Raw genomic sequence first — 25,826 nt, 5'->3', positions numbered from 1 at the left:
AAAAGTGCCATATTTTGCACCCAAAGCAGCCTGAAGAAAAGTCAATGACGCAGTACCGGACGGTAGATACCCGAGAAACCGCCTTCTAAGCGAAATAGGTCACAAAAGTTTGACGGAAAGGCTTGCCTAAGTAAGGCTTGCCTTTGCTAACAAGCGCCCCAACGCAATGGAAGGAAGCTGACGTGACGTCACCTAGTGTCGAAGAGCGGATCGCTCAGGAGCAGGATTTTGGCTCCAAAGTGGAACTGGCCCTCGCTGCCACCAACCAGCTGTTCAACGCACGAAATTCACCCAGTTACGTCGCTCAGGTCCTTCAGGGGGTCAACGCGGTCTCCACCAAGGTCCAGCGCACCTCCCAGCCGTTTACCGGCGTCGGGCATGCTGAACTGAAGGCCAAAGTAGGCGCCGTGGACCTTGAACGTCCGCTTCCGGATACGGCTGCCGCCCTGGAGGAGCTGGACGAGCTCTACCTCAAGGACGCCATCTACTTCCACGATTCCCGCTACGCCGCGCACCTCAACTGCCCGGTCGTCATCCCTGCGTTGGTAGGTGAAGCAGTGCTCTCGGCCGTGAACTCCTCCATGGACACGTGGGACCAGAGTGCGGGTGCCACCATGATCGAGCGCCGCCTCATCGATTGGACCGCTGAGCGCATCGGTTTCACTGAAGAAGCTGACGGCGTGTTCACCTCCGGTGGCAGCCAGTCCAACTTCCAGGCGCTGCTGATCGCCCGTAACCATGCCGTCGCGAAGCTGCGGGCCGCGAATGGGGACGCACGCCTGCCGCACCTTCTCGACCGACTCCGGATCTTCACGTCCGCGGACAGCCACTTCAGCATCCAAAAGTCCGCTTCCATGCTGGGCCTGGGCTTCGACGCCGTCATCGCGGTCCCCACCACCGAAGACCACCGCATGGACCCCACCGCCCTTGCGGCTGCTTTGGCGGAAGCGCACGACGCCGGGCTGGTACCGATGGCTGTCGTGGCCACTGCCGGGACCACGGACTTCGGTTCGGTTGACCCCTTGTCCGAAATGGCCGCCCTTGTTCGCGCCTACGATTCCTGGCTCCACGTGGATGGCGCCTACGGTGGCGGGCTCATCGTGTCCGGCCGCCATCGGCACCTCTTGAACGGCATCCACTTGGCGGATTCCGTCACCGTGGACTTCCACAAGACCTTCTTCCAGCCCGTCAGTTCCAGCGCTGTGTTGGTCCGGAACGGCTCCATGATGGGCCATGTCACCTACTATGCCGATTATCTGAATCCGGAAAGTGCTGCAAAAGCCGAGATCCCCAACCAGGTGGACAAGAGCATCCAGACCACCCGCCGCTTCGATGCCCTGAAGCTGTGGCTGACTCTCCGCATCATGGGCGCCGACGCCATTGGTGCGCTCTTCGACGAAGCGATCGACCTCGCCGCACGGGTAGGAACCTTGCTGGCTGACGATGCAGAGTTCGAGCTCGCTGCCGCGCCGCAGCTGAGCACTTTGGTGTTCCGCTACCGCCCTGTGATCGGCGGCGTTCAGCTGGATGAGGATGCTGCGGACGCCCTTAACCCGGCCATCCGCGCCGCGATCTTCGCCTCCGGCGAGGCCGTGGTTGCCGGCACCAAGGTGGCTGGTCGCCACTACCTCAAATTCACCCTCCTCAACGCCGAGGCGAGCCTGAGGGACATCCAGGAAATCATCGAACTGATCCGCCGGACGGGCAACGGCCTGCTGGCGAGGACCACGGAGGCTGCAGCGTGAGCACCCAAGACAACGGCAAGATCTACGACGTCGCAGGCATCGGCGTCGGGCCTTTCAACTTGGGCCTGGCCGCCTTGAGCGAGCCCGTGGAGAACCTCGACTGCGTATTCCTGGATCGGCGCGAGTCCTTCGACTGGCACCCCGGCATGATGCTGGAGCCGGCGCACCTTCAGGTCCCGTTCATGGCGGACCTCGTGACGCTCGCCGACCCGACGTCGCCGTTCTCGTTCCTGAACTTCCTCAAGCAGACGGGTCGCCTGTACCGCTTTTATATCCGCGAGAACTTCTACCCGCTGCGTGCCGAGTACAACCAGTACTGCCAATGGGTGGCCGGGCAGCTGGAATCCGTTCGTTTTAGCACGGATGTGCTGGATGTGACGTACGACGACGGCGTGTACCGGCTTGCGGTCCAGGGCCCGGACGGCGCTGAGGTGCTTCGCGCCCGCAAGCTGGTCCTGGGCACGGGCACGTCTCCCTACGTCCCGGACTCCTGTGCAGGGATTGTGGATGCCGGCGGACTGGTCCTCCACAACGCCGACTACCTGTCGAGGAAGAGTGAGCTTCAGTCCAAGCGCAGCATCACCATCGTGGGCAGCGGCCAGAGCGCTGCGGAGCTGTACTACGAGTTGCTTCAGGAAATCGATGTGTACGGCTACCAACTCAACTGGGTCACGCGCTCGGGCCGCTTCTTCCCGTTGGAGTACACCAAGCTCACTCTCGAAATGACCTCACCGGAGTACGTTGACTACTTCCACTCGCTTCCCGGCGAGCAGCGCGATTCGCTGATCAAGAGCCAGAAGAACCTGTACAAGGGCATCAACTCGGACCTGATCGACGACATCTACGATCTCCTCTACACCAAGAGCCTCTCCGGCATGGTGGACACCCAGCTGCACACGCACTCCTCGCTCACTGCTGCAGAGTGGGATGCCACCACCGGCACCCACACTCTCCAGTTGCACCACGACGAGCACGGCCAGGGCTACTCCTTGGAGTCCGAGGCCGTGGTCCTCGCCACCGGCTACACCTATAAGGAGCCGGCCTTCCTGGCGGGCATCCAGGATCGGATCCGCCGTGACGCCAAGGGTCGTTTCGACGTCGAACGCAACTATGGCACCGGCATCGAACCCGGCGAAATCTTCGTCCAGAACGCTGAGCTGCACACGCATGGCTTCGTCACGCCGGACCTCGGCATGGCCGCCTACCGCAACTCCTGCATCCTGCGCGAAATCACCGGCCGCGAGGTCTACCCCGTGGAGCGCAGCATCGCGTTCCAGCAGTTCGGCGCGCCGGCTCCAGTGACTGCTGCAGAGCCTGCTGCCGTCCCTGAAACCGTGGGAGCCACTGTATGAGCTTCACTTTCCGGCCTGTCGATCCTGTGACGGACGCACCTGTCCTCCACAGCTGGGTCAGCCAGGAATATGCGCGGTTCTGGGGTATGGTTTCGGCCACCGAACAGGACGTTGTGGAGGAATACACGCGGATCGCTGAATCCGGCCATCACCAAGCGTTTTTGGGGCTCGACGACGGTGCCCCCGCCTTCCTGATGGAGCGGTACCGGCCGGAGTCCTCGCCGTTGGCGGACGTCTACGAAGTCCAGCCCGGGGATGTCGGCATGCACCTCTTGGTGTCACCGCCCAGCGGTGAGCCGCAGCCCGGCTTCACCACCGCCGTCATGCAGTCCGTGATGGCTGAACTGTTCGCCGACCCCGCAACCCGGCGGGTCGTCGTCGAACCTGACGCCCGCAACCACAAGATCCATGTCCTGAACGAGAAGGTGGGCTTCCGCCCGCACGGTGTGGTGACACTTCCCGCCGTCGATCCTGCCGAAGACCATAAGCAGGGCCTGCTGAGCTTCTGCCCTCGCGAGGATTTTCTCGCTACCCTGACCCCGATTCTGGCCGCGCCTGCCGCGGCGACCAGAGGAGAATCCCTGTGACCACTAATGCTCAAGCCGTGACTACTGCCGCTGTTGATTCCGTGTCCCACCTGACCCCGGAGCGGTGGGCCATCGCCAACCGGCACCTCGTCCGGAAGGCAATCGCCGAGTTTTCCCACGAGCGCATCCTGGTCCCGGAGCTGATCCGCGAGGAAGGCTCCGGCGTCGGGCTTTACAAGGTAGTGAGCGATGACGACGCTACCGAATACCGCTTCCGGGCCCGGCTTTTGCAGCTGGAGCACTGGTCTGTATCCGCCGAATCGATCGTTCGGTTGCGGGATGGCCAGGAACTTCCGGTGGACGCCCTGGACTTCATTGCCGAATTCCACGAGGCACTGGCCATCCGCCAGGAAATGCTGCCTGTGTACCTGGAGGAAATCAGCAGTACGTTGGCCAGCCACGCCTACAAGCAGGGCAAGCCGTTCAGCTCGGCGCAACTGGCAGCGGGTGTCACCGGGGGACGGGACCGGGCCGCGGACTTCCAGGCCATCGAGCACAGCATGACCGAGGGCCACCCATGCTTTGTGGCCAACAACGGCCGGCTTGGATTCGGGATCGCGGACTACCATGCGTTCGCGCCGGAAACGGGTGCCACAGTAAAGCTGCAGTGGATCGCTGTTCACCGCAGCAAGGCGGTGTTCACGTCCAGTGCCGGGCTTGATTACCGGACGCACTTCGAGGCCGAACTCGGCCCTGCGACCCTTGCATGGTTCAACGCGGAACTGTCCGCTTCCGGCCTGGATCCGGAGGACTACCTCCTCATGCCCGTTCACCCGTGGCAGTGGGACAACAAGCTCACGGTAACGTTCGCGGCAGAAATCGCCCAGCGCCATATCGTGAACCTTGGCACCGGTGAAGACGCGTATCAGGCACAGCAGTCCATCCGTACGTTCTTCAACACCGACTACCCGGAAAAGGCCTACGTGAAGACGGCCATGTCCGTGTTGAATATGGGCTTCATGCGGGGACTGTCCCCGCAGTACATGAAGGCAACGCCGGCCATCAATGACTGGCTGCAGGAACTGATCGGCAATGACCAGGAGCTCCAGAACCGGGGCCTGGCCATGATCCGTGAGACCGCGGCGATCGGCTATCACAACCACTACTACGAGGCTGCTTCGGCCAAGGGTTCTCCCTACCGGAAGATGCTTTCGGCCCTGTGGAGGGAAAGTCCGCTGCCGTTGCTCAAGGACGGGCAGCAGCTGGCCACCATGGCTTCGCTGCTGCACGTGGATGCCGCGGGGGAATCGGTGGTTTCGTCGCTGATCCAGCGCTCCGGCCTGGCTCCCACCGAGTGGCTCCGCCGCTACTTTGAGGCCTACCTCGTACCTTTGGTCCACTGCCTCTACGAGTACGAGCTCGCGTTCATGCCGCATGGCGAAAACGTGATCCTGATCCTCGAGGACGGCGTGCCTGTCCGGGCGATCATGAAGGACATCGCCGAAGAAATCGTGGTCATGGGGGACCGGCTGGAGCTTCCCGAGGAAGTATCCCGCGTGAAGGCGGAGATCCCGGCCGAGGAAATGGTCCTGGCCATTTTCACCGATGTGTTCGACTGCATCTTCCGCTTCCTCGGAGCAATCCTTGTTGAGGACGGGACACTGCGCGAGGACGAGTTCTGGGGGACTGCCGCCGCCGTCTTGCGGGAATATCAGCAACGCCACCCGGAACTCGCGGACCAGTTCGCCATGCACGATCTCTTTGCACCGGACTTCGAACTCTCCTGCCTCAACCGCCTCCAGCTGAGGAACAACCAGCAGATGCTTGACATCTCGGATCCGTCAGGTGGACTCCAGATGGCAGGCCGCCTGGCCAACCCGCTGGCAAAGTTCGCCTAAAGAACCCCGCCGAGGTGGCATTTGATGACAATCGTGGTCGCAAACATTGTCATCAAATGCCACGTCGGCGCAGTGTGTGCTTCGAAACCCTTGACACTCCAACGTGACGCGGGATACATTGATGCACGTTATACGAATAACTGATACGAATAACCCTTACGCTGGAACGGCCCAAGGAGGTGCCCCATGGCTAAGTCGAAGCCACATTCCAAGCCGACCATGCACGATGTTGCTGCTGCTGCCGGCGTTTCACAAGCCACCGTGTCCTTGGTGCTGAACTCAGCCGGCGGGTCACGTTTTTCGGACGAAACCCGCCGCAAGGTCAAAGAGGCCGTGGATCAGCTCGGCTACCGGACCAACGCCCATGCGAAGATGCTTCGCGATGGATTGGCCGGCATGGTCGGATTTCTTGGCGACTCTGTGGCGACTTCCCCGTTTGCCGGGGCGATCATTGAAGGCGCGCAAGAACGCGCCTGGGAGGACGGGCTCCTCCTGCTGACCATGAACACCGGCGGCGACAAGGACCTTGAGGCTGCATCCCTTGACGCCATGCTCTCCTACAACGTGGCGGGCGTCGTTTATGGCTCCATGTATCACCGGCTGCTGGAGGTGCCCAAGGCTCTCGCCGGGGTCCCCTCGGTGGTGCTGAACTCACAGGACGGGGCGGGGCGGCTGCCCAGTGTCGCGCCCGACGAGGTGAACGGCGGCTATTCAGCTACCCGCCACTTGCTGGACGCCGGTCACACCCGCGTGGGGATGATCAACATCGAATTGCTCGAAAGTGGGCTCCCCGCCGCGGTTGGTCGCTACGAGGGCTACACGGCGGCCCTTTCAGAAGCAGGGCTGGACGTGGATCCTGCCCTGGTGCGCTTTGGCAGGGGCGGCGAAGATGACGGCTACAAATTTGCCATGGAATTAATGACGGCGCCCAACCAGCCTACGGCGATCTTCTGCGCCAACGACCGGACGGCCTGGGGTGCTTACCAGGCTGTGGCCGATCTTCGGCTTTCGATCCCCGGCGACGTCTCGATTGTGGGTTTTGATAACCAAGCAATTGTCGCTCCGCATCTTCGTCCAGGGCTGACAACCCTTGAACTGCCCTTTGTTGCCATGGGCAGGCGTGCGGTTGACCTGATCCTCCAAGGTGCCGAACCCGATGGCCTGGTGGAGCTGATGGAGTGCCCCCTTATTGAACGAAAGTCAGTTACACACCCTAAGGAGATGCCATGAGCCGCACTATGCCGGCGAAACGCGGGCGTCCGTCTGCGGCACCGGTGACGCAACTTCCGCACCGAAAAATTTCTGCTTCGCTCCGCCTCAGGCGGATTCTTCGGGCCTGGCAGTTATACGTATTACTAACGCCGGCGATCATCTACATCCTGGTCTTCAAGTACTGGCCGATGTATGGCGTGCAGATCGCCTTTAAGAACTACAACCCGGTGGACGGCTTCACGGATAGTCCGTGGGTTGGGCTGGACCACTTCGTCCGTTTCGTGAACTCCTACCAGTTCGGCCAGGTGGTGGGAAACACGCTGTGGATCGCGGTTCTGGGCCTCCTGGTGGCCTTCCCCATCCCCATCATTCTGGCTTTGCTGGTCAACCAGCTTCAGAGCGAGCGGTTCAAGAAATTCACTCAGACGGTGCTCTACTCGCCGGCTTTCATTTCCACCGTTGTGGTGGTGGGCATCATGTTCGTGATCTTGTCGCCACGGTCGGGGCTGGTCAATAACGCAATACAGCTGGCCGGCGGCGAGCCGATCTTCTTCATGGGTTCGGCTGAGTGGTTCCGGCCCGTTTACGTCATCTCGGATGTCTGGCAGAACGCCGGGTTCTCCATGATCGTGTACCTCGCAGCGTTGGCCGCTATCGACCCTGCCCTGCACGATGCAGCGAAGGTGGACGGAGCGTCCAAGCTTCAGCGCATCCGCCACATCGACCTGCCGGGCATCATGCCGGTGGTGACCATTCTCTTTATCCTGGCTATCGGCAACCTGCTGAACGTGGGCTTCGAGAAGGCGTTGCTGATGCAGACACCCTTGAACCTCTCGTCCTCGGAGATCATCCAGACCTACGTCTACCACGCTGGCCTGCAGCAGGCGCAGTTCAGCTACTCGGCCGCCATTGGCCTGTTCAACTCCCTCCTCAACCTCGCGCTGCTGCTCGTTTTCAATACGATCGCGCGCCGGGCCAACCAAGCGACCCTGTGGTGATGCCGAAATGTCCCTGACAACCAAACCCTCAACTATCCGCCCGGGGACCCGCGCTCCCGCCTTGGGCCTCCCGAAGCAGTCGCTGCGGGACAAATACGGCGATCGCGTGTTCAACGTGGCCGCAACGGCGGTGTTGCTGTTGTCCATCCTGGCCGTGGTCTACCCGCTCTACTTCATTGTCATCGCTTCCATCAGCGACCCCAATGCCGTCTATGAGGGGAAGGTCTGGCTGTTCCCTTCCGGTGTAACCACCGAGGGCTACGAACGGATCTTCGCTGACAGCAGGATCTGGAACGGCCTCGGGAACACGCTCATGTACACGATCCTGGGAACCGCCATCAGCGTTACCACCATCCTGTGCGGCGCCTACGCGCTGTCCAGGAAGGACATGCCGGGCCGCAAGATCCTGATGCTCCTGTTCGTGATCACCATGTTCTTCGACGGCGGACTCATCACCAAGTATCTGGTGGTCCGGGACCTGGGCATGCTGGACACCATCTGGGCCGTGGTCCTGCCGGGAGCCGTGGGTGTCTGGAACTTGATCATCGCCAGGTCATTCTTTGAACACACCATCCCGAACGAACTGCGCGAGGCCGCCCAGATGGACGGGGCAACGGACTTCAAGTTCTTCTTCAACATGGTCCTGCCACTGTCCAAGCCATTGATCATGCTGATGATCATGGTGCACGTGGTGGCCCATTGGAACTCGTTCTTCGATGCGCTGATCTTCCTCAACGACGACACCAAGTATCCGCTGCAGCTGGTGCTGCGGAACATCCTGATCCAGTCAGATGTCTCCTCCACCGGGACAACCGGCGGGGACATCGAATCCTATGCGGCGGCGCAGAGGATCGCAGAGCTCACCAAGTACGCCATGATCGTCGTCTCGAGCCTGCCACTCATGATTGCCCTGCCATTCATGCAGAAGCACTTCACCAAGGGCGCCATGATCGGCGCCGTCAAATAGTCGTTCTCCCCGCAATACGGCCCCGGGCGTTCGCCTCTGGACCGCATCTACCCACACCTCAGAACAGGAAATGACCATGGCTATCAGCCGCAAACTCGCCGTTCTTGGCGCCGTCCTGGCCGGAACGTTGACGTTCACCGCCTGCTCCGGCTCTACCCAGGGCACCACGGACATCAAAGACGCGTCCGCGGACTTCGGCTTTCAGGAAAAAGGCTTCCCCATTGTCAGCAAGCAGCTGACGCTGAAGTTCTCCGGGACCAAGGCAGCCCTGGCACCGGACTACAACACCATGACAGTGGTGAAGGAATGGGAAAAGGCCACCAACGTCCACGTCGAGTGGGAGAACCTTCCCGAGACGGTCTTCCAGGAAAAGAAGAATCTGATCCTGGCCAGCGGCGACCTCCCTGACGCGTTCTTCAACACGGGCCTCACGGACGCCGAGATCGCCACGTACTCTGCCAGCGGCACTTTGATCCCTCTGGAAGGGCTGATCGAGAAGAACGCACCAAACCTGTCAAAGCTCCTCTCCGAGCGCCCGGACATCAAGGCCGCGATCACCTCTTCGGACGGGCACATCTACTCCCTCCCGTCCGTGGAAGAACTCGGCCTGGTTCAGTTCCCCAACGAATTGGCCATCAACACCTCCTGGCTCAAGAAACTCAGCATCCCCATGCCCAAGACCATCGATGAGTTCCACGACGCCCTGGTGGCATTCAAGTCCCGGGACGCCTCGGGCACAGGAAAGACCATTCCCCTGAGCTTTATGCCCGGCTCGTGGTGCGGTGACATTGTGGACCTGATTGCCGCACTTGGCGGGACACCGGACAACATGGACCACCGCATCGTCCAGGACGACAAGGTCATTTTCACTGCCACCCAGGATGGCTACAAGAAGGCCATCCAAACGCTGCACGAGTGGTACAAGGAAGGCCTGATCGATCCTGAGTCCTTCTCCCAGGACGACAAAGCCTATTTGGCCAAGGGCAAGGCCGCTACGGAAAACCTCGGCTCATTCGTCTGGTGGGAAATTCCCGAAATGGTAGGCGCGGACCGTGCCGGCGACTACGCCCTGGTGCCGGTTCTTGAGGGCGTTGACGGACAACGAATCGCCAGCCAGTCCAACAACCAGGAAATCGCCCGCGGCGCTTTCGCCATCACCCGGGCCAACAAATACCCGGCAGCGACCATGCGTTGGGCCGACAACCTTTACGATCCCATCCAGTCCGCCCAAGCAAACTGGGGCCCTATCGGTGAGACCCTCCAGAAGGATGCCAACGGCATCCTGACCCAAATCCCGGCACCGGCCGGAACCAGCGAAGGCGAACGACGCCAGAAGGTCGCCCCGGGTGGGCCGAAGGCGAACACCGCCGAAAACTTCACGTCCGTCGTCGCGCCCGAACCACGCGCCGCAGCGCGACAGAAGACTGTCACCGAGCACTACAAGCCCTTCGCGGGCAACGACGGCTACCCGCCCGTAGCGCTCTCCAACGAAGAACTCCAGCAGATCGGCACCATTCAGGCCGACGTCACCTCGCTGGTCAAGCAAAACACCGCGAAGTGGATCGTCACCGGCGGCATCGAGCAGGAATGGGATGGCTACGTCACCCAGCTCAAGAACGTTGGCGTCGACAAAATGATCGAGGTCTACCAAACCGCCTACGACCGCTTCAAGAAGAACTCCTAACCAACACCGCCTGCCGGCAGGCCGACGCTGACCGCGCCGGCCTGCCGGGGCTGGCCCCTCCACCGAGAAACGAGACTCGTCCTTCATGACTGCCGCCACCGCCACGACAACCGACATCTTCCGACCAGCCCTGCATTACAGCGCCGGAAGTACTTGGCTGAACGACCCCAACGGCCTCATCCATCATGACGGCGTTTACCACCTGTACTACCAAAACAACCCCTTGGACTCAGTCTGGGGAAACCTGTCCTGGGGCCACGCAACATCCACGGACCTTCTGACCTGGACTGAGCACCCGGTGGCCATCCCCTGCGACGAAAACGAAGACATCTTCTCCGGAAGCATCGTTTTCGATCGTCACAACACCAGCGGGTTCGGCCAGGACGGAGCAGCGCCGCTGGTGGCCATCTACACCAGTGCTTTCAAAGCTGCTTCCGGGCTGGAAGGCATCCAAGCCCAGTCTTTGGCGTACAGCCTGGACGGCGGTTACACGTGGACCAAACACACCGGAAACCCCGTCCTTAACCGCAACTCCGCTGAATTCCGTGACCCCAAAGTCATCCGCTATTCGGGCATATCCGGTGACTACTGGGTCATGGTGGCCGTTGAAGCGAAGGACTTCCAGGTTGTCCTCTACAAGTCCCATGACCTCAAGTCCTGGGAGTACCTGAGCACGTTCGGGCCAGCGAACGCCACGGGAGGCGTATGGGAATGTCCTGATCTGTTCCCCCTCCCGCTGGACGGCGACCCGAACAACGTCCAGTGGGTCCTGATCGTGAACCTCAACCCCGGTGGCCCCAACCTGGGTTCTGCCGGCCAGTACTTCGTGGGAGAGTTCGACGGCGCCACCTTCACCTCAGCCGCCACGGTGACCGAAGGCCTTCAAGACCCTGACAGGCTGGGCGAATACCGGTGGCTGGACTGGGGCCGGGACTACTATGCTGCCGTGTCATTCGCGGAGGTTCCAGACAACCGCAAGCTCACCATCGCCTGGATGAACAACTGGGAATACGCCAACAGCATTCCCACCTCGCCTTGGCGGAGCCCCATGTCGCTGGTCAGGGAACTGACACTCCAAACCGTTGACGGCGAAGCGCACCTGATCCAGCAGCCAGCGGGGGACTGGGCTGCCCTGGATGCCCCGGTAGCAAACTTCAGCCTCCCCCGGACCACCATCTCCCAGGGCACCGCGATTCTTGATGGTGCCGCAGGAACTGTCCAACGCATCGACGTCTCCTGGACGCCGGGAACTGCCAAAGAATTCGGGGTGGTGGTCCGGGGCGAAGGCGGGCAGGGAACCCGTATTGGCGTCCGGCCTGCGGAAGGAAACCTCGTAGTCGACCGCCGCGAATCAGGCCAGACGGACTTCCATGAAACGTTCGCGTCCATCGACACCGCACCCGTCCGCCTCATCGACGGTCACTACAAGCTCACACTCTTCGTGGACCGATGCTCCGTTGAAGTATTCGCACAAGGCGGGCAAGTCACCATGACCGAACTCATCTTCCCTTCACCGACCAGCAAGGACGTCTCCGTCTATGCTCTGGGAGGCTCGGCCACGATCAATAGCCTGCACATCAGCCAGCACGCGTAGGCCACCCACGCCATCGGAAAGGCCGCCCCTGGCGAAGTTGGCCTGGATAGGTCCCGCGAGGGGTTGGCTTTCGGCGCTTTCACCAGTTGAGAGAGTCGAAAGCTAACCCCTCGGCGAGGAAATGAGCGCCATGATTTCCGTTTGGTAGGCCTGCGATGAGCTCATGGAACCCCGGAACCAGCACACGGCGTGAACGGACGGGTCACCCGGCACCACTATGGGGCGGAGATTGTCCACGGCGGATTCCTCGGTGATGGCTTCCCACGTCCAGGCGGCACCTGAATCGGACGTGACGCCCCGGTAGATTTCGTAGTGCGCAGTGGTGGCGCCCGTCCGCGGATCCACAGGCGTGGAGATGTACACGCGGTTCAGATCGTTCGGGTCCACCGCTCCGAGTCCCGTGTAGTCCTGTTCGTGCGGCAAGAGGCCGGGACCGGCGACGGCGAGCGGATGAAGCTTCCAGCGCGCCCCGTCGAAGCGCGCGTACAGCAGGCGGTGGTCGTCGACGTCGAGCATTTGCTCCCGCTGCAACGGACCGTTGACGTCGTTGGCCCGGCAGGTGATGATGGCAGCCAGTTCCTCGCCCTGCCGGCGCAGGTCAGCAGTCCAACCGTGGGTGAGGATGTCGCCGTCGAGCGTTGTTCCGGCTTCGAAAATGGTGGTCAAAGCCGTTTGGTTGATACCGGCGGAACCGATGACCGGCTTGCTGACCACCTTCCCCTCGGCGTCGTGGAGCGCATCGTCCTGAAGATAGCCGTGGTAGATGCTGTTGTTGAAATCGCGCGGATGGTGGTCCGTGGTGATGAGGTCGATCCGGTCCGTGCCGTTGCCGACGTAGCGCGTGTACCCATTGACGTAGCCGATCTTGGGGCGGGTGAAGAGCTTGCCGCCGTAGCTCCAGGTGCTGCCCGCATCCTCGGAGACCATGAGCGTGGGGTCGTCGTTGATGGCACGGACAAAGTTGTAGACCCGGCCTTCCGCGCTCAGGGAGTGCAGGTTGGAATACGTGGCGCCGCGATCCTGGGCCAGTTCGGTCCAATCAAACTGCTGCTCCGGCTCCCACGCTGAAGCGTCGTGTGGCCGGGTGGAGACGCGCCAGCGGGAGTAGTTGTCCGTCTTGTGCTTGGCATACATGGCTACGTAACGCCCGTCGGGCCGGATCAAGAGCGCCGGGGCGTTGTGGTCATCGGACTCCAGCTGCTCATGGAGTACATGGACGCGGCTCTGGCCGGTAGCAAGATCCAGAACCGCGATTTCTATGTTTCCGCCGCGTTCAGCACCTCCAAGTCCCTCCGGAGACGCCACTGAACCGAGCAGCACGGTGTTGTTGGCTGGGTCGATCAAAGCGCGCTCGTCCTGGAACCAGCACCAGGCGCCGTTGTTGTTGAGGCGTAGTGGGGGCTGCGGGAAAAGGGCGTCGGTGACCATGTCCATCCTTTGCATCGTTTCAATCACCCCATCCTAGCGGCCCTTCCACGAGCTGCGACGCTCAGGGAATGCGCTCTTCCCCGGCTTCCGAAAGTCGACTCTCAAAAGATTTCAAAAACGGTGACACGTTTTCCCTCCCTGCGGTACTTGACGATCGAAGCCGCCTGCCTGAGGGCAGCGGCAAACGATTTGCACACATTCAGCTGTGTCATTCGTCGGCGTTCGATCAATCAACGGGGGCTGCCAGTGACGTGGATGACTCCGAGTTCTGGAAGGAAATCTCCCTTGAAGTCTCCCCTTGGGAAAGCAACGGCATTATTGGCCGCGCTCATGGTGGTCCTTGGGACGCTGTCATTTGGGGTATTTGGCCCTGGGACAGCTGCTCAGGCTTATCAGGTGCCCATTGCCAATCCGACGTTTTCCAATGGCATAGCCACCCTGACCACTCCGGTATCCGGCCTGAACGCCGCCTTTGGCGCATCCGGGTTGACTGAGATTGTGGGGGGTTCAACCCTGGACAGCCGGGGCTACGTGGCCAGCGACTACAGCCCGGGTCTTGCAGGGTCCCGGCCCACGGTGTCCATCCTCACTCACGCGATAAACAACTGCGCGGCGACGGGACCGTGCTCGGATCTGGGTACGTTCACCATTAACTTCAGCCAGCCTGTCATGAACCCCGTGCTCAGCCTCGCGGGCCTGGGCGGCAACGTCAACCACGACGAAGGAACTGACGGCACCATTGACCGGATGTCGCAGATCCACGCAGTCCTTGGGCTCACCACTCCAGGTCTGTCCTTGACCAAGATGTCCGGCGGGAACCTGGCGGTATCCGGCAACTCGATCACGGCGATAAACCACAGCACGTCCGCACGGTGTCAGTCAACGGCCCAATTGAGCCCGGCTGGATCGCCGGATGCCGGGGCAACCGCTGCCTGCGGATCGGTGCGGGTCAACGGCCTCGTGTCCAGCCTGACCTTCGACATGTCCGCTGTCTTCACCCGAACCACATCATCCCTCCCGGGTTACTCGGTGAACGACCGCGATAACTCGACCCACAACCAGGACGGCTTCGTCATGACGCTGACCGCTGCGCAGGATTTTGGCGACGCACCTGCCTCCTACGACCAGAACAACGCTGCGTCAGCCATTCTTTCGGACGTGACCATGGGGGCTTCAGTAACTGAGGACAACGCCCAGGTCGCCAATGGAACCGCATCTCCCAATGCCGGGGCAACCGCTGCTTTGGACCAGGACAACGGGCTTGTCCTCGCTCCGCTGGCGTTGGGTGCCACAAACTACTCCACCTCGGTGGCCCTCAGCGGAGCCAGCAAGGCAGGGACAACCTGTGGGTGGATCGACTTCGACAAGGACGGAATCTTCGATAACCCCGCCGAACGGTCATGTGCTGCGTTCGCTGCCGGTGCTACATCCGCGACGCTGACGTGGGCAACGGTCCCGGCAGGACTGACCGCGGGCACTACGTACGCCCGTTTCCGGGTGGGCTACACGGCCTCCCAGATCCAACTGCCCACCGGAGCCTCGAACTCGGGTGAGGTGGAGGATTACGTCTTTACGTTCGCCCCCGCCCCCGCCCCTTCCATGTCCTTGCTGAAGACCGTCAACCGGACCACGCTCGTGGCCGGGCAAACCGCAACCTACACTTTCGTCGCCACCAATACCGGCAATGTCGCGCTCACTGGAGTCGTCATCGCTGAGACGCAGTTCTCCGGCACTGGCAGTATGTCGGCGTTGGCCTACTCCTGGCCGGGAGTTTCCGGAACGCTCCTTGCCGGCCAGTCTGTCACTGCGACGGCGACGTATGTGGTGACCCAAAGCGATGTGACAGCGGGCGTCTTGACCAACACGGCGAGGGTTACCGGAACCCCGCCGGTTGGAGCTCCGATCACGGCCACCAGCAACGCAACTGTCACTGCTCCGCCCGCCTGGACCATGCAGAAGGCCGCAACCGTTGGCGGCACAGCGACTCCGTCCGTCAGCCCCGGCCAGACGATTGTCTACACCGTGACAGCCACCAGCACGAGCGGCCAAATCAGTGGAATTGTCCTGACAGACAACCTGGCGGATGTCCTGGATCAGGCAACATTCGTTGCCGGTTCGGCCACCCTGAAAATCGGAACGGCAGCAGCCACTCCGGTGGCGAACCCGGCCAACGGTTCAACGACCCTGACGACGACGGCCTTCACCCTCCCTGCCGGCCTCACCGCGACCCTGACTTACTCAGTGGTGGTCAAGGCAGACGCCTGGAGCGAAGAGCTCGTCAACACCGTGACCGGCAGCGGCAGCGTTGCCCCTGCCCGATGCGCAACGGGTGTCACGCCTGTGGCCCCCGAGTGCATGACGACGCATCGTGCAACCGCCAAGTTCTTGATTGAGAAGCTGGGCGAGTCATCAGATTCCTCCTGGGTGCCCATGAGCGGTTCGTCCTGGGCCGTCCGGAGTGACGCCGGCGGCGCACCAGGAGCCGGGACCGACTACACGGTGTCAGCCATTACCGGACAGACAGGCCGGTTCCAGGTAGAAGCCATCCAGCCGGGCACTTACTGGTTGGAAGAGACTAAAGCCCCGTCCGGATTCAATCTGCTGGCCGAAGCCGTCCGCTTCACGGTGGCGCCGGATGGCGCAATCACCCTGGGCCAAGGCGATGGGGCAGGGGTTGTCACCACCGGGGACCAGGACGGCGACGGGATCTTCCTTGTCAGCGTAAGGGATGTCCCGGCGCTGCAGATGCCCGAAACCGGTGGCATTGGCTACTGGCCGTTTGCCTTGGCCGGCTCAGCCACGCTGCTGGCCGCCGCGGTCCTGGCTTCAGGGAACCTCCGCCGCAGGAAAAGCCAGCCAGCCAACAGCTGAACCATCGTGCGTGCCCCGTTTCCCGGGGGACGCATGCCCAAAAATGTTCATTTCCGAACACCGCACCACCACTAAGAAAGAGGACAGAAGTGAGTACTCACAGCTCACGGCGGCTTTTGAAGACCGCCGCCGCCACCATCACGGGGGCGGTGTTGGCAATGTCGTTCTCCATGGCTCCGGCCACGGCCGCTCCCGTTGTTGACGGTGACCAGACGGGTTCCATCACCGTTCACAAGTTTGAGCGCCCGAACACCCCCACGGGTTTGCCCAACAACGGAACAGTGGTTGATACCACCGGACTTAACCCGCTTGCAGGCGTCCAATTCACCATCCAGCAGGTCAACACCATAGACCTGTCCAGCAATGCCGGGTGGGAAGCTGCGCACAACTTGAGCAGCGTCTTCTCGGCGAGCGACCCGGCTGGTTCCATCACTGGCGCAGGCTTTACCCTGGGCTCCGCACAGTCGGACACCACTGACGCTGCCGGTACAGCTGCTTTTGGCGGCCTTCCCGTAGGCCTCTACCTGGTGTCTGAAACGGCGTACCCGCAGGGCGTTACTCCTGCAGCACCTTTCCTGGTCTCCATTCCGCTGACGGACCCGGACAACACGGACAACTGGATCTACGACGTTCACGTTTACCCCAAGAACTCCGTCACGGGTGCTGAGAAGACTGTTTCGGATTCCGCTGACATCAAACTGGGCGACCAGATTGACTACACCATCACCGGTGACATCCCCAATGACGAAGTCATTGACGGCTACAAGATCGTTGACCAGCTGGATACCAAGCTGACCTACATTGATGCCACGGCAACACTGGTTGACGGCACGGTCATCACCGAAGGCACCGATTACACGGTGAACTTCGATGCAGCGGCAAACACCGTTTCGGTAGTGTTCACCCCGGCAGGCCTTGCGCTGCTCGCAGCGCACAACGACACCCGTGTCCAGATGGTTGTGAACACAGCCGTCAACACCATTGGCGAGATCGAAAACGAAGCCTTGATCTACCCGAACCTGGGCAGCTTCACCACCGCTCCGGGCCAGCCCGGCGGTCCCACCGTCACCCCTCCCGTTGTCACCAAGTGGGGTGCCATTACGCTTCAGAAGGTGAACGAGACCGGCGCCGCACTTGCTGGTGCTTCCTTCTCGGTGTACGCCACCGAGGCTGACGCCCTGGCTGGTACCAACCCCATCACGCTCAATGGCTCCAGCAACTTCACCGTTGCTGCCGACGGTACGCTGACCATTTCCGGCCTGCGCTACTCGGATTGGGCCAACGGCGCAGCCGTCGCTCCCGGCGCAGCTGACTACCTCACCTACTACCTGGTGGAAACTGCCGCTCCTTCCGGCTATGAGCTGCTCGCTGAACCGGTCTCCTTCCTGGTGAACGCGGCATCCACCACGGTGGGTGTTGACCTCGAGGTCAAGAACGTCCCGTCCAACGGCGGCTTTGAGCTGCCGCTGACCGGTGGCGTTGGGACCGGTCTGTTGTACGGTGCCGGCCTTCTCCTGGTGGTTGGCGCCGGCTTGCTGTTCGTCCGTACCCGCCGGACCACCAACAGCTAATTTCACGAGCCGGCTAAAGCCGCGCTTTTGGTGAAAACAGAGTGGGGGAGGGCGCATAACCTGCGTGTTCCCCCACTTTGGTTCCTGCATGTACCCGTTTTATCTGCCCAGGATTCAGATGTCACAGCCCCCAGCCCATACCCGCCGCCTGCGAGGCAACCTTTCCCGACACTGGGGCAAACAGCGCTTGTTCATAGTGCTGGCCGCCGTCATCGGTGTGGGGGTGCTTCTGTATCCGACCGCTGCTGCATGGTTCTCGGACAGGGTCCACGCCACGGAAATCAGCGGCTATGTGGACTCAGTGCAGAACCTCAACCCGTCCGAGCAACAGGCGCTGCTGGACGAAGCCCGGAGTTTTAACCAAAGCCTCCCTGCCGGGCCCCTCCGCGATCCGTACTCCCTCAACGGAAAAGGGGAACAGACCGTCATCGGCGCCGGGTCTGAGGCCTACAAGAAGATGCTGGCTGTGGGGCCGGGCGGAATGATGGGGCGCATCAGCATTCCCTCCATCCATGCGGACCTCCCGATATTCCATGGCACAGACGAGGACGCTCTCTCCAAGGGCGTGGGGCACCTGTTCGGATCGGCGCTTCCGGTAGGTGGCGAAAGCACCCACAGCGTTCTTACCGGACACTCCGGCTTTGTCAACGCCACTCTCTTTGACCATGTTGACCAAATGGTCGAAGGCGATGTCTTCAGCATTTCAACCCTGGACGAGACCCTGTATTACAAGGTGGACCAGATCCTGACGGTCCTCCCCGACGAAACCGATGCCCTCCGCAAGGTCGAGGGCAAAGACTACGTCACCCTCATTACGTGCACGCCCAAGGGCGTCAACAGCCATAGGCTGCTGGTGCGCGGCGAACGGACCGATCCGCCATCCTCCGGTGACGGCCAGCAGGTCCTCCCCAGTACTGCGATTGATCCCGGGTTTCCTTGGTGGGCACTTGCCATGGTGGGCATCACGGTGGCTGCTGTGTGGGTGACCCGCCCCCGCGAACGCAAGGATCCGGTGGCGGAGGCCACAATGCCTGAAGCCTCGCCTGAACCCGCCCGTTTGGAAGAACTCCTGGATCGTTCTGAATCCTGAACCAGTGCATTCTGCGCTCCAGCCCTACTAGTCTTGGCGCATGACGACACGAGCCAATGAACTCACTGCCCTGATCACCGGGGCCACCGCCGGGCTCGGTGCTGAATTTGCGCGCCAGCTTGCTGAAGCCGGCCATCACGTGGTTTTGGTTGCCCGCGACGAAGAACGACTGAAGGAAAAGGCAGCGGAGTTCGAACGAGACTTCAGTATTTCGGCGGAGATCATTCCCGCTGACCTGACCACCGACGTCGGGATTTCGGCCGTGGCGGACCGTCTGCGGGACGCTGCCCGGCCCGTGGACGTGCTGGTCAACAACGCAGGCATCGGACTCTTGAAGTCGTTCGAACGCAACGACCTGAACGAGGAACGTCGGCACCTCCGGCTACACGTGCAGACACCCATGGAGCTGTGCCACGCGGCGCTGGAGGTCATGCTGGCCCGGGGCCAAGGCAGGATCATCAACGTGGCGAGCGTTGCCGCCTTCGCCAACCGTGGAACGTACTCGGCGGCCAAAGCGTGGCAGGTGACCTTCAGCCGATGGGCCAATATTGCGTATGCGAAGTCCGGCGTGCAGATAACTGCTGTGTGCCCGGGCTTCACCCATACCGAATTCCATGACCGCATGGGGATGGACAAGTCCGTAGCGCCCCGCTTCCTGTGGCTTACCGCTGAACGGGTAGTGCGCGAAGGGTTGGAGGACAACGCCAAGGGCAAGGGCGTTTCCATCCCGACGCGCCGGTACAAAGTGGTCACCTTCTTTGCCCGGATGTTGCCGGCGAAGCTGACGTCCGGCCCGCCGCGCAGGCCGCTGGAGCCGTAGCAGAGGACTAAACCCGTTCCCGGGGCGCCCGTAACAAGGGCGCACGAACCAGCACAGCTACCGCAATGCCCACCACCGCGCCCACGAACGTCTCCACGGCCCGCTCCATCACCAGCAAGCCCGGGTCCATGGGGGCCGCGAGTTGCGCGATCAGCAGGATCACTGGGGTAAAGAACACCATGGCCCACCCGTAGTGCCGGGCCATAAACAGCTCGGTGGGGAACTGGCACAGGACCACCAGCACGGCCAACACCACGGCGGTGTGGCCCGGGAAGTATTGGAGCGGTGATAGCGGGCCGGGGAAAAGTACGACGGCGACCACCGCCAACCCGAGGAACGTCCCCACTATGCGGTGGATACCGCGGTGGACGCGGCTGGGGAGGTCGGCTCCAGCGAGGGGGACTGCCGCGGCGGCCATGGCCCAGTGCGGATGGCCGCTGCCGCTGAGGACTCCGATGGCCCCGGCCACGCTGACAGCGAGGGCATAGCGTGCAGCGTGAACCATGGCTGCCTGGAGCAATGTTCCCTGCCGGAGTGGGCCGCGGAGGACGGGAACGTCGCGGGCTGCGCCGGTCTCCCATCTGCGGTGCCGGAACCACCCGGTGAAGCCAACCAGGAGGGAGAAGGCGGCGGACCCGGCTCCGATGAGTACCGCCGTCGTGAGTGGGACATTGGTTGGCACCGACGCGCAGGCGCCCAGGGCGAGGATGCCGAAGAACGGGCCGATGGGTTTGAGTCGGACGGCGTCAGCGTAGAGGGAGCCGGCTCCGGCAAAGAGGGTCGCCACCAGCACCAGCCACCAGGAGTGGATGTGGTTGACGGAAAGGAACACGCCAATGGTCAGCCCACCCACCAGGAACAGGGCTGCCTGGGATTGGTGCTTGAGCCTGAGCTGATGCGTTTCATTGCGCCCGTACATCCCCGTCAACGCACCGAACACGGCGTACATCATGAGGTCCGGACGGCCGATAAGGATGAGGACCAGCCCCGGTACCGCGACACTCAGGGCAACGCGGACGGCCGAGAGGCGATCGTTGCTGGCAGGGCCAAGACGGTGGAGCTCGCGGGCATGGTCGATGATGGCGGGCACGGCAAAACACCACCAATCATCGAGGGACTCCCTTGAAAATTATCAGGACGACCCAGCGCCTCGCCATAAGCCCAGTCACAAGCCGTAGCGAGATGGGGCACACGCGGCCGGGAAGGTCTGGGAAGATCAAGGTATGCCCGTTGCTTTCGTCTGCCGCACCCGCTCCGCCATGCCGCCGCAGGAGTTGTTCGATCTATCCCGCGACATTGATGCCCACGTGGGGTCCATGACCAAGAGCCGGGAGAAGGCGGTGGGCGGGGTCACCACTGGTTTGATCTCAGAAGGTGAGACTGTCACGTGGCAGGCGTGGCACCTGGGAGTTCGGTTCCGCATGACCAGCCGCATCACGCAGATGGAGGCACCGGCGTCGTTCTCCGACGAACAGGTAAAGGGCCCTTTCAAGTATCTCCGCCACAGACACGAGTTCCGACCGGACGGTAGCGGAACGCTCATGGTGGACACCGTGGAGTTCGCCGCACCGTTTGGTCCGTTGGGCCGCATGGTGGAGAAGCTGGTCCTGGCCCGCTACCTGCAGGACCTGATCGAGAAACGCAACGAATTCCTGGTGGCCCAAGCGCCACCCGCCCCAACCCCGGACGCCCGGCAATGATCAGGCTCGCGCACGCGGACGATCTTCTGATTTTGCAGGACATCGAGCGTGCCGCGGGCCGGGCTTTCGGGGCGCTGGGAATGGACTCGGTGGCGGACGACGAGCCACCCTCCATCAATGAGCTGCAGGGTTACGCCACCGCGGGCCGGGCCTGGGTTTCCGTCGACGGGCTGGACTACCCGGTGGCGTACCTTTTGGCGGACGTGGTTGACGAGGCCGGGCATGTGGAACAAGTCAGCGTGCATCCGGACTACGCGCACCAGGGCCTCGGCCGTGAGCTCCTGCATGCCGCCCGGGTGTGGACCCGCGGCCATGGAATGCAGCGGCAAACCCTGAGCACCTTCCGGGATGTGCCGTGGAACGCTCCGTACTACCGCCGCCTTGGCTTCGAGGTGCTCGACGCCGGCAGCTGGGGTCCGCAGTTGACCCGCCTGATGGAACATGAGGCTGAGCTGGGCCTGACGCGCTGGCCGCGGGTAGCGATGTGGCGTACAGCTGTCCCTCCCAAGTAGCCCACCACGCACAGTCAGTCCGCTACCAACTCCACCTCGTAGCTGTCCGTGTTGAGCAGGTACGCCGCGTAGTGGTCGGGACCGCCGGCGTGCGGGTATTTCGACTCGAACATCTCATACCAACCGGCGTCCGCGCCGAGCGCCCTGATCCGGTCCACATTCTCGCGGGTGCCTGCGTGGAAGGCTACGTGGTTGACCCCCGGATCAGTGCGGCGGTGGGTTGTTGCGGTGGCGGCATCCGTCTGCTCCACCACCACGTAGGTGCCGCCAAGCTTCCAGCTGCACCCCGTGGGCCACTCCTGGAAGGGCAAGTAACCGAGCTCGCCCAGCAACCAGCCCCACTCTTCCCTTGCCCGCTCAAGGAACGGCACCCAGATCTCAAGATGATGGATGGACCCCATGGGTCCTGGGGATTCCGAAGCAACCTCACGCATGCGCCGAGTCTACGAGGTCCGTGCGCGTTCCACATCGGCTGCGCTCGACGAGTCGCCACGGGCACGGAGTCCCGCGATGACTCCGTCAACATCGGCAGGAGTACGGTTCTGGCTGAGTTTCGTCTTCGCCTCCACCCGGGTGATGACGAGTTCGACGCCGACAATCGCCTTCAGTTGCCCGGCAATGAACCGTTCGGGTGCTTCGTCAACGGTCCAGGGGCGGGGCATGCCGGCCTCATGCTGGTTGGACAGGCGACGCACGTGCCGGCCCAGCCAGCCGGCGTCGTCGTCGTGGATCACCAGTTCGCCGTAGACGTGGGCCGTGGAGTAGTTCCACGTGGGGACCACCCGTCCGTGCTCGGCTTTGGAGGGGTACCAGGACGGAGAAATGTAGGAATCGTTGCCTTGAACGATCATGAGGGCTTCGCCTGTTCCAGCTGAAGACCACTGGGTGTTGTTCCGGGCCATGTGCGCGTGCAGGGCGCCGTGCTCACCGATCGAGGGTTCGTAGACGAACGGCAGGAGGGTGGCGAGCAACCCGTCCGCTGTCATGGTCACGAGGTTGGCTGCTCCGGCGTGCTGGAGCAGCGACTCGACGGTGTCGGGGGAGGGGGCGAAGTGTGCTGGTGTGTACATGGGTTCCTACTTCCTTAGCCTGACGCGGACAGCGGCTCCGGCGCAAAGTATCACTGCGAGGCCACCGACAACGGTGGTCCACGTCAGCGGTTCGCCCAGGAGAAGGCCGGCCCACGCGATGGTCATCACGGGTTGGACGAGTTGGATCTGGCTGACCTGGGCCATGGGCCCGATGGCCAGGCCGCGGTACCAGGCGAAGAAACCGAGGAACATGCTCACCACGCCGAGGTAGGCGAAGGACAGCCATTGGAGAGGCGTGGCTTGTGGCATGCCGGAGCCCAGCGACAGGAGGGTCAGCAGGATCATGGCGGGAGCAGCTACCACCAGCGCCCACGAGATGGTTTGCCACGAGCCGAGTTCCCGGGCCAGCAGTCCGCCTTCCGCGTAGCCAATGGCTGCCGCGACCACGGCTCCGAGCAGCAGGAGGTCTGCCCAATGCAACGAGCCAAATCCGCCGGATTGAACCAGGGCAAACACCAGGGCAGCAACGACGCCAACCGCAGTCAGGATCCAGAAGAGCAACCGTGGACGCTCCCTCCCGCGTATTACCGCCACGGTGGCCGTGGCCGCGGGCAGCAAGGCGATGACGATCGCCCCGTGGCTCGCGGAGGTGCTGGTCAGGGCGAAGGTGGTCAGCAGCGGGAACCCCGCCACGATTCCGCCGGCCACCACGGCCAAACGTATCCACTGTGTGCCGCGCGGAAACCGTTGCCGGGTGAGGGCCAGCGCGAGGGCGGCAAGAAGGGCGGCAACGACGGCCCGGCCCGCTCCAATGAAGAGGGGCGACATGCCCTCCACAGCTACCCGGGTAAGTGGAACGGTGAAAGAGAAAGCAACGACGCCGAGGAGGCCCCACCAGATACCGGTCGAGGTCCGAGTGGATACCACTGGCCGCAAAAGTGTAGTAGCGCTACTATTAGGACTCATGAACAACGATAGCAGTTCCCGGATTGTCGCGCGAGTAAAAGAGTGGATCGCAGGCGCAGCCCCGGGGGCCAAGCTGCCATCAACGCGCCAACTCGTGGCCGAGTACCAAGCCAGCCCCGTAACCGTGCAGAAAGCGCTGCGGACACTCACGGCGCAGGGGCTGATTGAAAGCCGTCCCGGCGTCGGAACCTTTGTGCGGGCCTATCGCACCGCAAGGCCCTCCGACTATGGCTGGCAAACAGCTGCGTTGCGGTCAGCCCAGGCTGCGCGGCCCCTGAACTCTGCCGCGATGCGGAGCGCTTCCAACGACGTTATTGCGTTCCACTCAGGCTATCCGTCCCGCGAGCTGTTGCCTGAACGGCTTGTTCGAGCCGCGCTGACACGTGCCGCAAGGGGAGACGCTGCCCTGTCCCGGCCGCCGGCGCAGGGCTTCCCCGAACTCCAGACCTGGTTCGCGCAGGAGCTCAGTACCTCAACCCCGGTGGGCGTCACTCCGCCCCAGCCGAGCGACGTCGTGATTCTTCCCGGCAGCCAAAGCGGACTTAGCTCCATCTTCCGGGGCCTGGTGGGACACGGGCAGCCACTCCTGGTGGAGTCGCCCAGCTATTGGGGCGCGTTGCTGGCTGCCGGCCAGGCGGGCGTCAATGTCATCCCTGTCCCCAGCGGCCCTGAGGGGCCCGATCCGGAAGAACTGGACCGGGCGTTCGAGGAATCCGGCGCGCGCTTGTTCTACGCGCAGCCCAACTTCGCGAATCCCACGGGAGCGCAGTGGTCGGCGGAACGGGGCGAGGAAGTCCTGCGGATCGTCCAGCGGCACGGAGCGTTCCTGGTGGAGGACGATTGGGCGCACGACTTCGGCATCACCGCTCCGTCCGTTCCGCTCGCCGCCAAGGACGATTCCGGCCATGTGGTGTACATCCGATCCCTGACCAAGAGCGTTTCGCCGTCCATCCGCGTCGCGGCGATTATCGCCCGTGGACCAGCGCGCGAACGCATTATGGGGGCGCAGGCCGCGGAATCCATGTACGTCAGTGGAGTGCTTCAGGCAGCAGCGCTCGACGTCGTCACCCAGCCCGGGTGGCAGACGCACCTTCGCGGACTCAGCCATCAGCTGCAGTCACGCCGAGACCTCCTGGTCACCAGCCTCCGCGAGCACGTTCCGCAGGCGCACCTCAGCCACCTGCCCAAGGGCGGGTTGAATTTGTGGCTGCGGATGCCGGACGGGTTCGACGTCGAACGTCTCACCAAGGATTGTGAGGCAGCCGGGGTGCTCATTGCCGCCGGCACGGAGTGGTTCCCCGCAGAACCGGAGGGACCGTACATTCGGCTCAACTACGCTGGCCCCAACCCTGGCGGTTTCCCTGAAGGTGCCCGGATCATCGGTGAGGCAGTGCAGCGGCAGGTGAAGAGCTAGCGTTCACCCGGCCGTAGCCCGGCCGCCCGGTTTGATCGATCCCATGCTTCTCGCGGGTCATGAGATGGATCTCGTGGCCGTCGGGATCTTTGAAAACAACCAGCCACGCCACCGTCGCATCAATGATGGGTGAGTGCTGCACGTTGTGGCGATCTAAGTGATCCAACCACGCCTCGAGGTCTGCGCGGGTTTCGATGTCGAAGGCCAGCTCCAGCCCTTCCTGGGGGACCGCCTCAGGGTTGGCCCGGAAGGACAAGCCCACCGGGTTTGGGCCGGGCACGTGGCCCGCGGCCCCTTGGACCACACCACTGGCATCGGGGAATTCCATGATGGTCTCCCACCCGAAAATCAAGGAATACCAGCTCCGTGTTGCTTCGAGATCAACCACGGGGAGCTTCACACCACGAAGCCCCAGTGACGGCGGAACCATGTCAGATGTCATCTCA

22 protein-coding genes are annotated in these 25,826 nt (G+C 62.6%); 16 read left to right on the top strand and 6 right to left on the bottom strand.

The features are described 5' to 3' along the window. Positions 1-182 precede the first annotated feature (182 nt). From RQH14_RS02025 to RQH14_RS01985, 9 genes are all read left to right on the top strand, one after another. Positions 183-1,745, top strand: coding sequence for an aspartate aminotransferase family protein (locus tag RQH14_RS02025; protein ID WP_311211668.1), 1,563 nt, complete (start codon positions 183-185; stop codon positions 1,743-1,745). Then, entirely contained in the window at positions 1,742-3,097 is a 1,356-nt protein-coding gene (locus tag RQH14_RS02020) for a lysine N(6)-hydroxylase/L-ornithine N(5)-oxygenase family protein (RefSeq protein ID WP_311211667.1), read from the top strand. Before RQH14_RS02025 ends, RQH14_RS02020 begins: the two co-directional genes overlap by 4 nt. Continuing rightward, positions 3,094-3,684, top strand: a complete 591-nt coding sequence (locus tag RQH14_RS02015; RefSeq protein ID WP_311211666.1) for a GNAT family N-acetyltransferase — start codon at positions 3,094-3,096, stop codon at positions 3,682-3,684. Before RQH14_RS02020 ends, RQH14_RS02015 begins: the two co-directional genes overlap by 4 nt. Beyond that, positions 3,681-5,522, top strand: a complete 1,842-nt coding sequence (locus tag RQH14_RS02010; RefSeq protein WP_311211665.1) for an IucA/IucC family siderophore biosynthesis protein — start codon at positions 3,681-3,683, stop codon at positions 5,520-5,522. The genes RQH14_RS02015 and RQH14_RS02010 overlap by 4 nt, the downstream gene beginning before the upstream one ends. 186 nt (positions 5,523-5,708) lie before the next feature. Continuing rightward, the gene (locus tag RQH14_RS02005) at positions 5,709-6,752 is read left to right on the top strand and encodes a LacI family DNA-binding transcriptional regulator (protein ID WP_311211664.1); all 1,044 of its coding nucleotides are present in this window, start codon (positions 5,709-5,711) and stop codon (positions 6,750-6,752) included. Next, the gene (locus RQH14_RS02000; RefSeq protein WP_311211663.1) at positions 6,749-7,732 is read left to right on the top strand and encodes an ABC transporter permease subunit; all 984 of its coding nucleotides are present in this window, start codon (positions 6,749-6,751) and stop codon (positions 7,730-7,732) included. Before RQH14_RS02005 ends, RQH14_RS02000 begins: the two co-directional genes overlap by 4 nt. A 7-nt stretch (positions 7,733-7,739) precedes the next feature. After that, positions 7,740-8,699 carry a carbohydrate ABC transporter permease gene (locus RQH14_RS01995; RefSeq protein ID WP_311211662.1) on the top strand — a complete coding sequence of 320 codons (960 nt, stop codon included), beginning with the start codon at positions 7,740-7,742 and terminating at the stop codon, positions 8,697-8,699. Between the two features lie 76 nt (positions 8,700-8,775). Then, on the top strand, positions 8,776-10,383 hold the full coding sequence (locus tag RQH14_RS01990) for an ABC transporter substrate-binding protein (RefSeq protein WP_311211661.1): 1,608 nt from the start codon (positions 8,776-8,778) through the stop codon (positions 10,381-10,383). Positions 10,384-10,468: 85 nt separating this feature from the next. Then, on the top strand, positions 10,469-11,977 hold the full coding sequence (locus RQH14_RS01985; RefSeq protein WP_311211660.1) for a glycoside hydrolase family 32 protein: 1,509 nt from the start codon (positions 10,469-10,471) through the stop codon (positions 11,975-11,977). A gap of 102 nt (positions 11,978-12,079) precedes the next feature. Here RQH14_RS01985 and RQH14_RS01980 read toward each other — a convergent pair whose 3' ends face one another. Beyond that, positions 12,080-13,405 carry a BNR-4 repeat-containing protein gene (locus tag RQH14_RS01980; RefSeq protein WP_311211659.1) on the bottom strand — a complete coding sequence of 442 codons (1,326 nt, stop codon included), beginning with the start codon at positions 13,403-13,405 and terminating at the stop codon, positions 12,080-12,082. Positions 13,406-13,690: 285 nt separating this feature from the next. On the opposite strand from RQH14_RS01980, the gene RQH14_RS01975 reads away from it, so the two are divergent. From RQH14_RS01975 to RQH14_RS01960, 4 genes are all read left to right on the top strand, one after another. Then, positions 13,691-16,276 carry a GEVED domain-containing protein gene (locus RQH14_RS01975; RefSeq protein WP_311211658.1) on the top strand — a complete coding sequence of 862 codons (2,586 nt, stop codon included), beginning with the start codon at positions 13,691-13,693 and terminating at the stop codon, positions 16,274-16,276. A gap of 89 nt (positions 16,277-16,365) precedes the next feature. After that, the gene (locus RQH14_RS01970) at positions 16,366-17,847 is read left to right on the top strand and encodes a SpaH/EbpB family LPXTG-anchored major pilin (RefSeq protein WP_311211657.1); all 1,482 of its coding nucleotides are present in this window, start codon (positions 16,366-16,368) and stop codon (positions 17,845-17,847) included. A gap of 118 nt (positions 17,848-17,965) precedes the next feature. Then, on the top strand, positions 17,966-18,937 hold the full coding sequence (locus tag RQH14_RS01965; protein ID WP_311211656.1) for a class C sortase: 972 nt from the start codon (positions 17,966-17,968) through the stop codon (positions 18,935-18,937). A 40-nt stretch (positions 18,938-18,977) separates the two neighbouring features. Beyond that, a complete protein-coding gene (locus RQH14_RS01960; protein WP_311211655.1) occupies positions 18,978-19,757 on the top strand; it encodes an SDR family oxidoreductase in 780 nt (259 codons plus the stop codon). Positions 19,758-19,764: 7 nt separating this feature from the next. Here the strand turns inward: RQH14_RS01960 and RQH14_RS01955 are convergent, their stop codons facing one another. After that, entirely contained in the window at positions 19,765-20,847 is a 1,083-nt protein-coding gene (locus RQH14_RS01955) for an FUSC family protein (protein ID WP_311211654.1), read from the bottom strand. Between the two features lie 133 nt (positions 20,848-20,980). Between RQH14_RS01955 and RQH14_RS01950 the strand changes: the two genes are divergently transcribed. After that, positions 20,981-21,457, top strand: coding sequence for an SRPBCC family protein (locus RQH14_RS01950; protein WP_311211653.1), 477 nt, complete (start codon positions 20,981-20,983; stop codon positions 21,455-21,457). Then, complete coding sequence (locus RQH14_RS01945; protein ID WP_311211652.1) at positions 21,454-21,969, top strand: GNAT family N-acetyltransferase; 516 nt, start codon at positions 21,454-21,456, stop codon at positions 21,967-21,969. Before RQH14_RS01950 ends, RQH14_RS01945 begins: the two co-directional genes overlap by 4 nt. 14 nt (positions 21,970-21,983) lie before the next feature. Here RQH14_RS01945 and RQH14_RS01940 read toward each other — a convergent pair whose 3' ends face one another. The 3 genes from RQH14_RS01940 to RQH14_RS01930 are packed head-to-tail and all read right to left on the bottom strand — an operon-like array spanning position 21,984 to position 23,966. Continuing rightward, positions 21,984-22,403 (bottom strand): VOC family protein, encoded by a 420-nt coding sequence (locus RQH14_RS01940; protein ID WP_311211651.1) that lies wholly within the window; start codon positions 22,401-22,403, stop codon positions 21,984-21,986. A gap of 9 nt (positions 22,404-22,412) precedes the next feature. Next, entirely contained in the window at positions 22,413-23,039 is a 627-nt protein-coding gene (locus RQH14_RS01935; RefSeq protein WP_311211650.1) for an FMN-binding negative transcriptional regulator, read from the bottom strand. Between the two features lie 6 nt (positions 23,040-23,045). Then, positions 23,046-23,966 carry a DMT family transporter gene (locus RQH14_RS01930; RefSeq protein ID WP_311211649.1) on the bottom strand — a complete coding sequence of 307 codons (921 nt, stop codon included), beginning with the start codon at positions 23,964-23,966 and terminating at the stop codon, positions 23,046-23,048. Between RQH14_RS01930 and RQH14_RS01925 the strand changes: the two genes are divergently transcribed. Continuing rightward, positions 23,965-25,380 (top strand): PLP-dependent aminotransferase family protein, encoded by a 1,416-nt coding sequence (locus tag RQH14_RS01925; RefSeq protein WP_311211648.1) that lies wholly within the window; start codon positions 23,965-23,967, stop codon positions 25,378-25,380. The genes RQH14_RS01930 and RQH14_RS01925 overlap by 2 nt on opposite strands. On the opposite strand, the gene RQH14_RS01920 is transcribed toward RQH14_RS01925, so the two are convergent. Next, a complete protein-coding gene (locus tag RQH14_RS01920) occupies positions 25,343-25,822 on the bottom strand; it encodes a VOC family protein (protein ID WP_311211647.1) in 480 nt (159 codons plus the stop codon). The genes RQH14_RS01925 and RQH14_RS01920 overlap by 38 nt on opposite strands. Positions 25,823-25,826 lie beyond the last annotated feature (4 nt).

The sequence above is a fragment of the Arthrobacter sp. WCS2018Hpa-7 genome, from assembly GCF_031843805.1.
Classification (GTDB): Bacteria; Actinomycetota; Actinomycetes; order Actinomycetales; family Micrococcaceae; genus Arthrobacter.
This window is presented reverse-complemented; position numbering and strand designations above follow the sequence as displayed.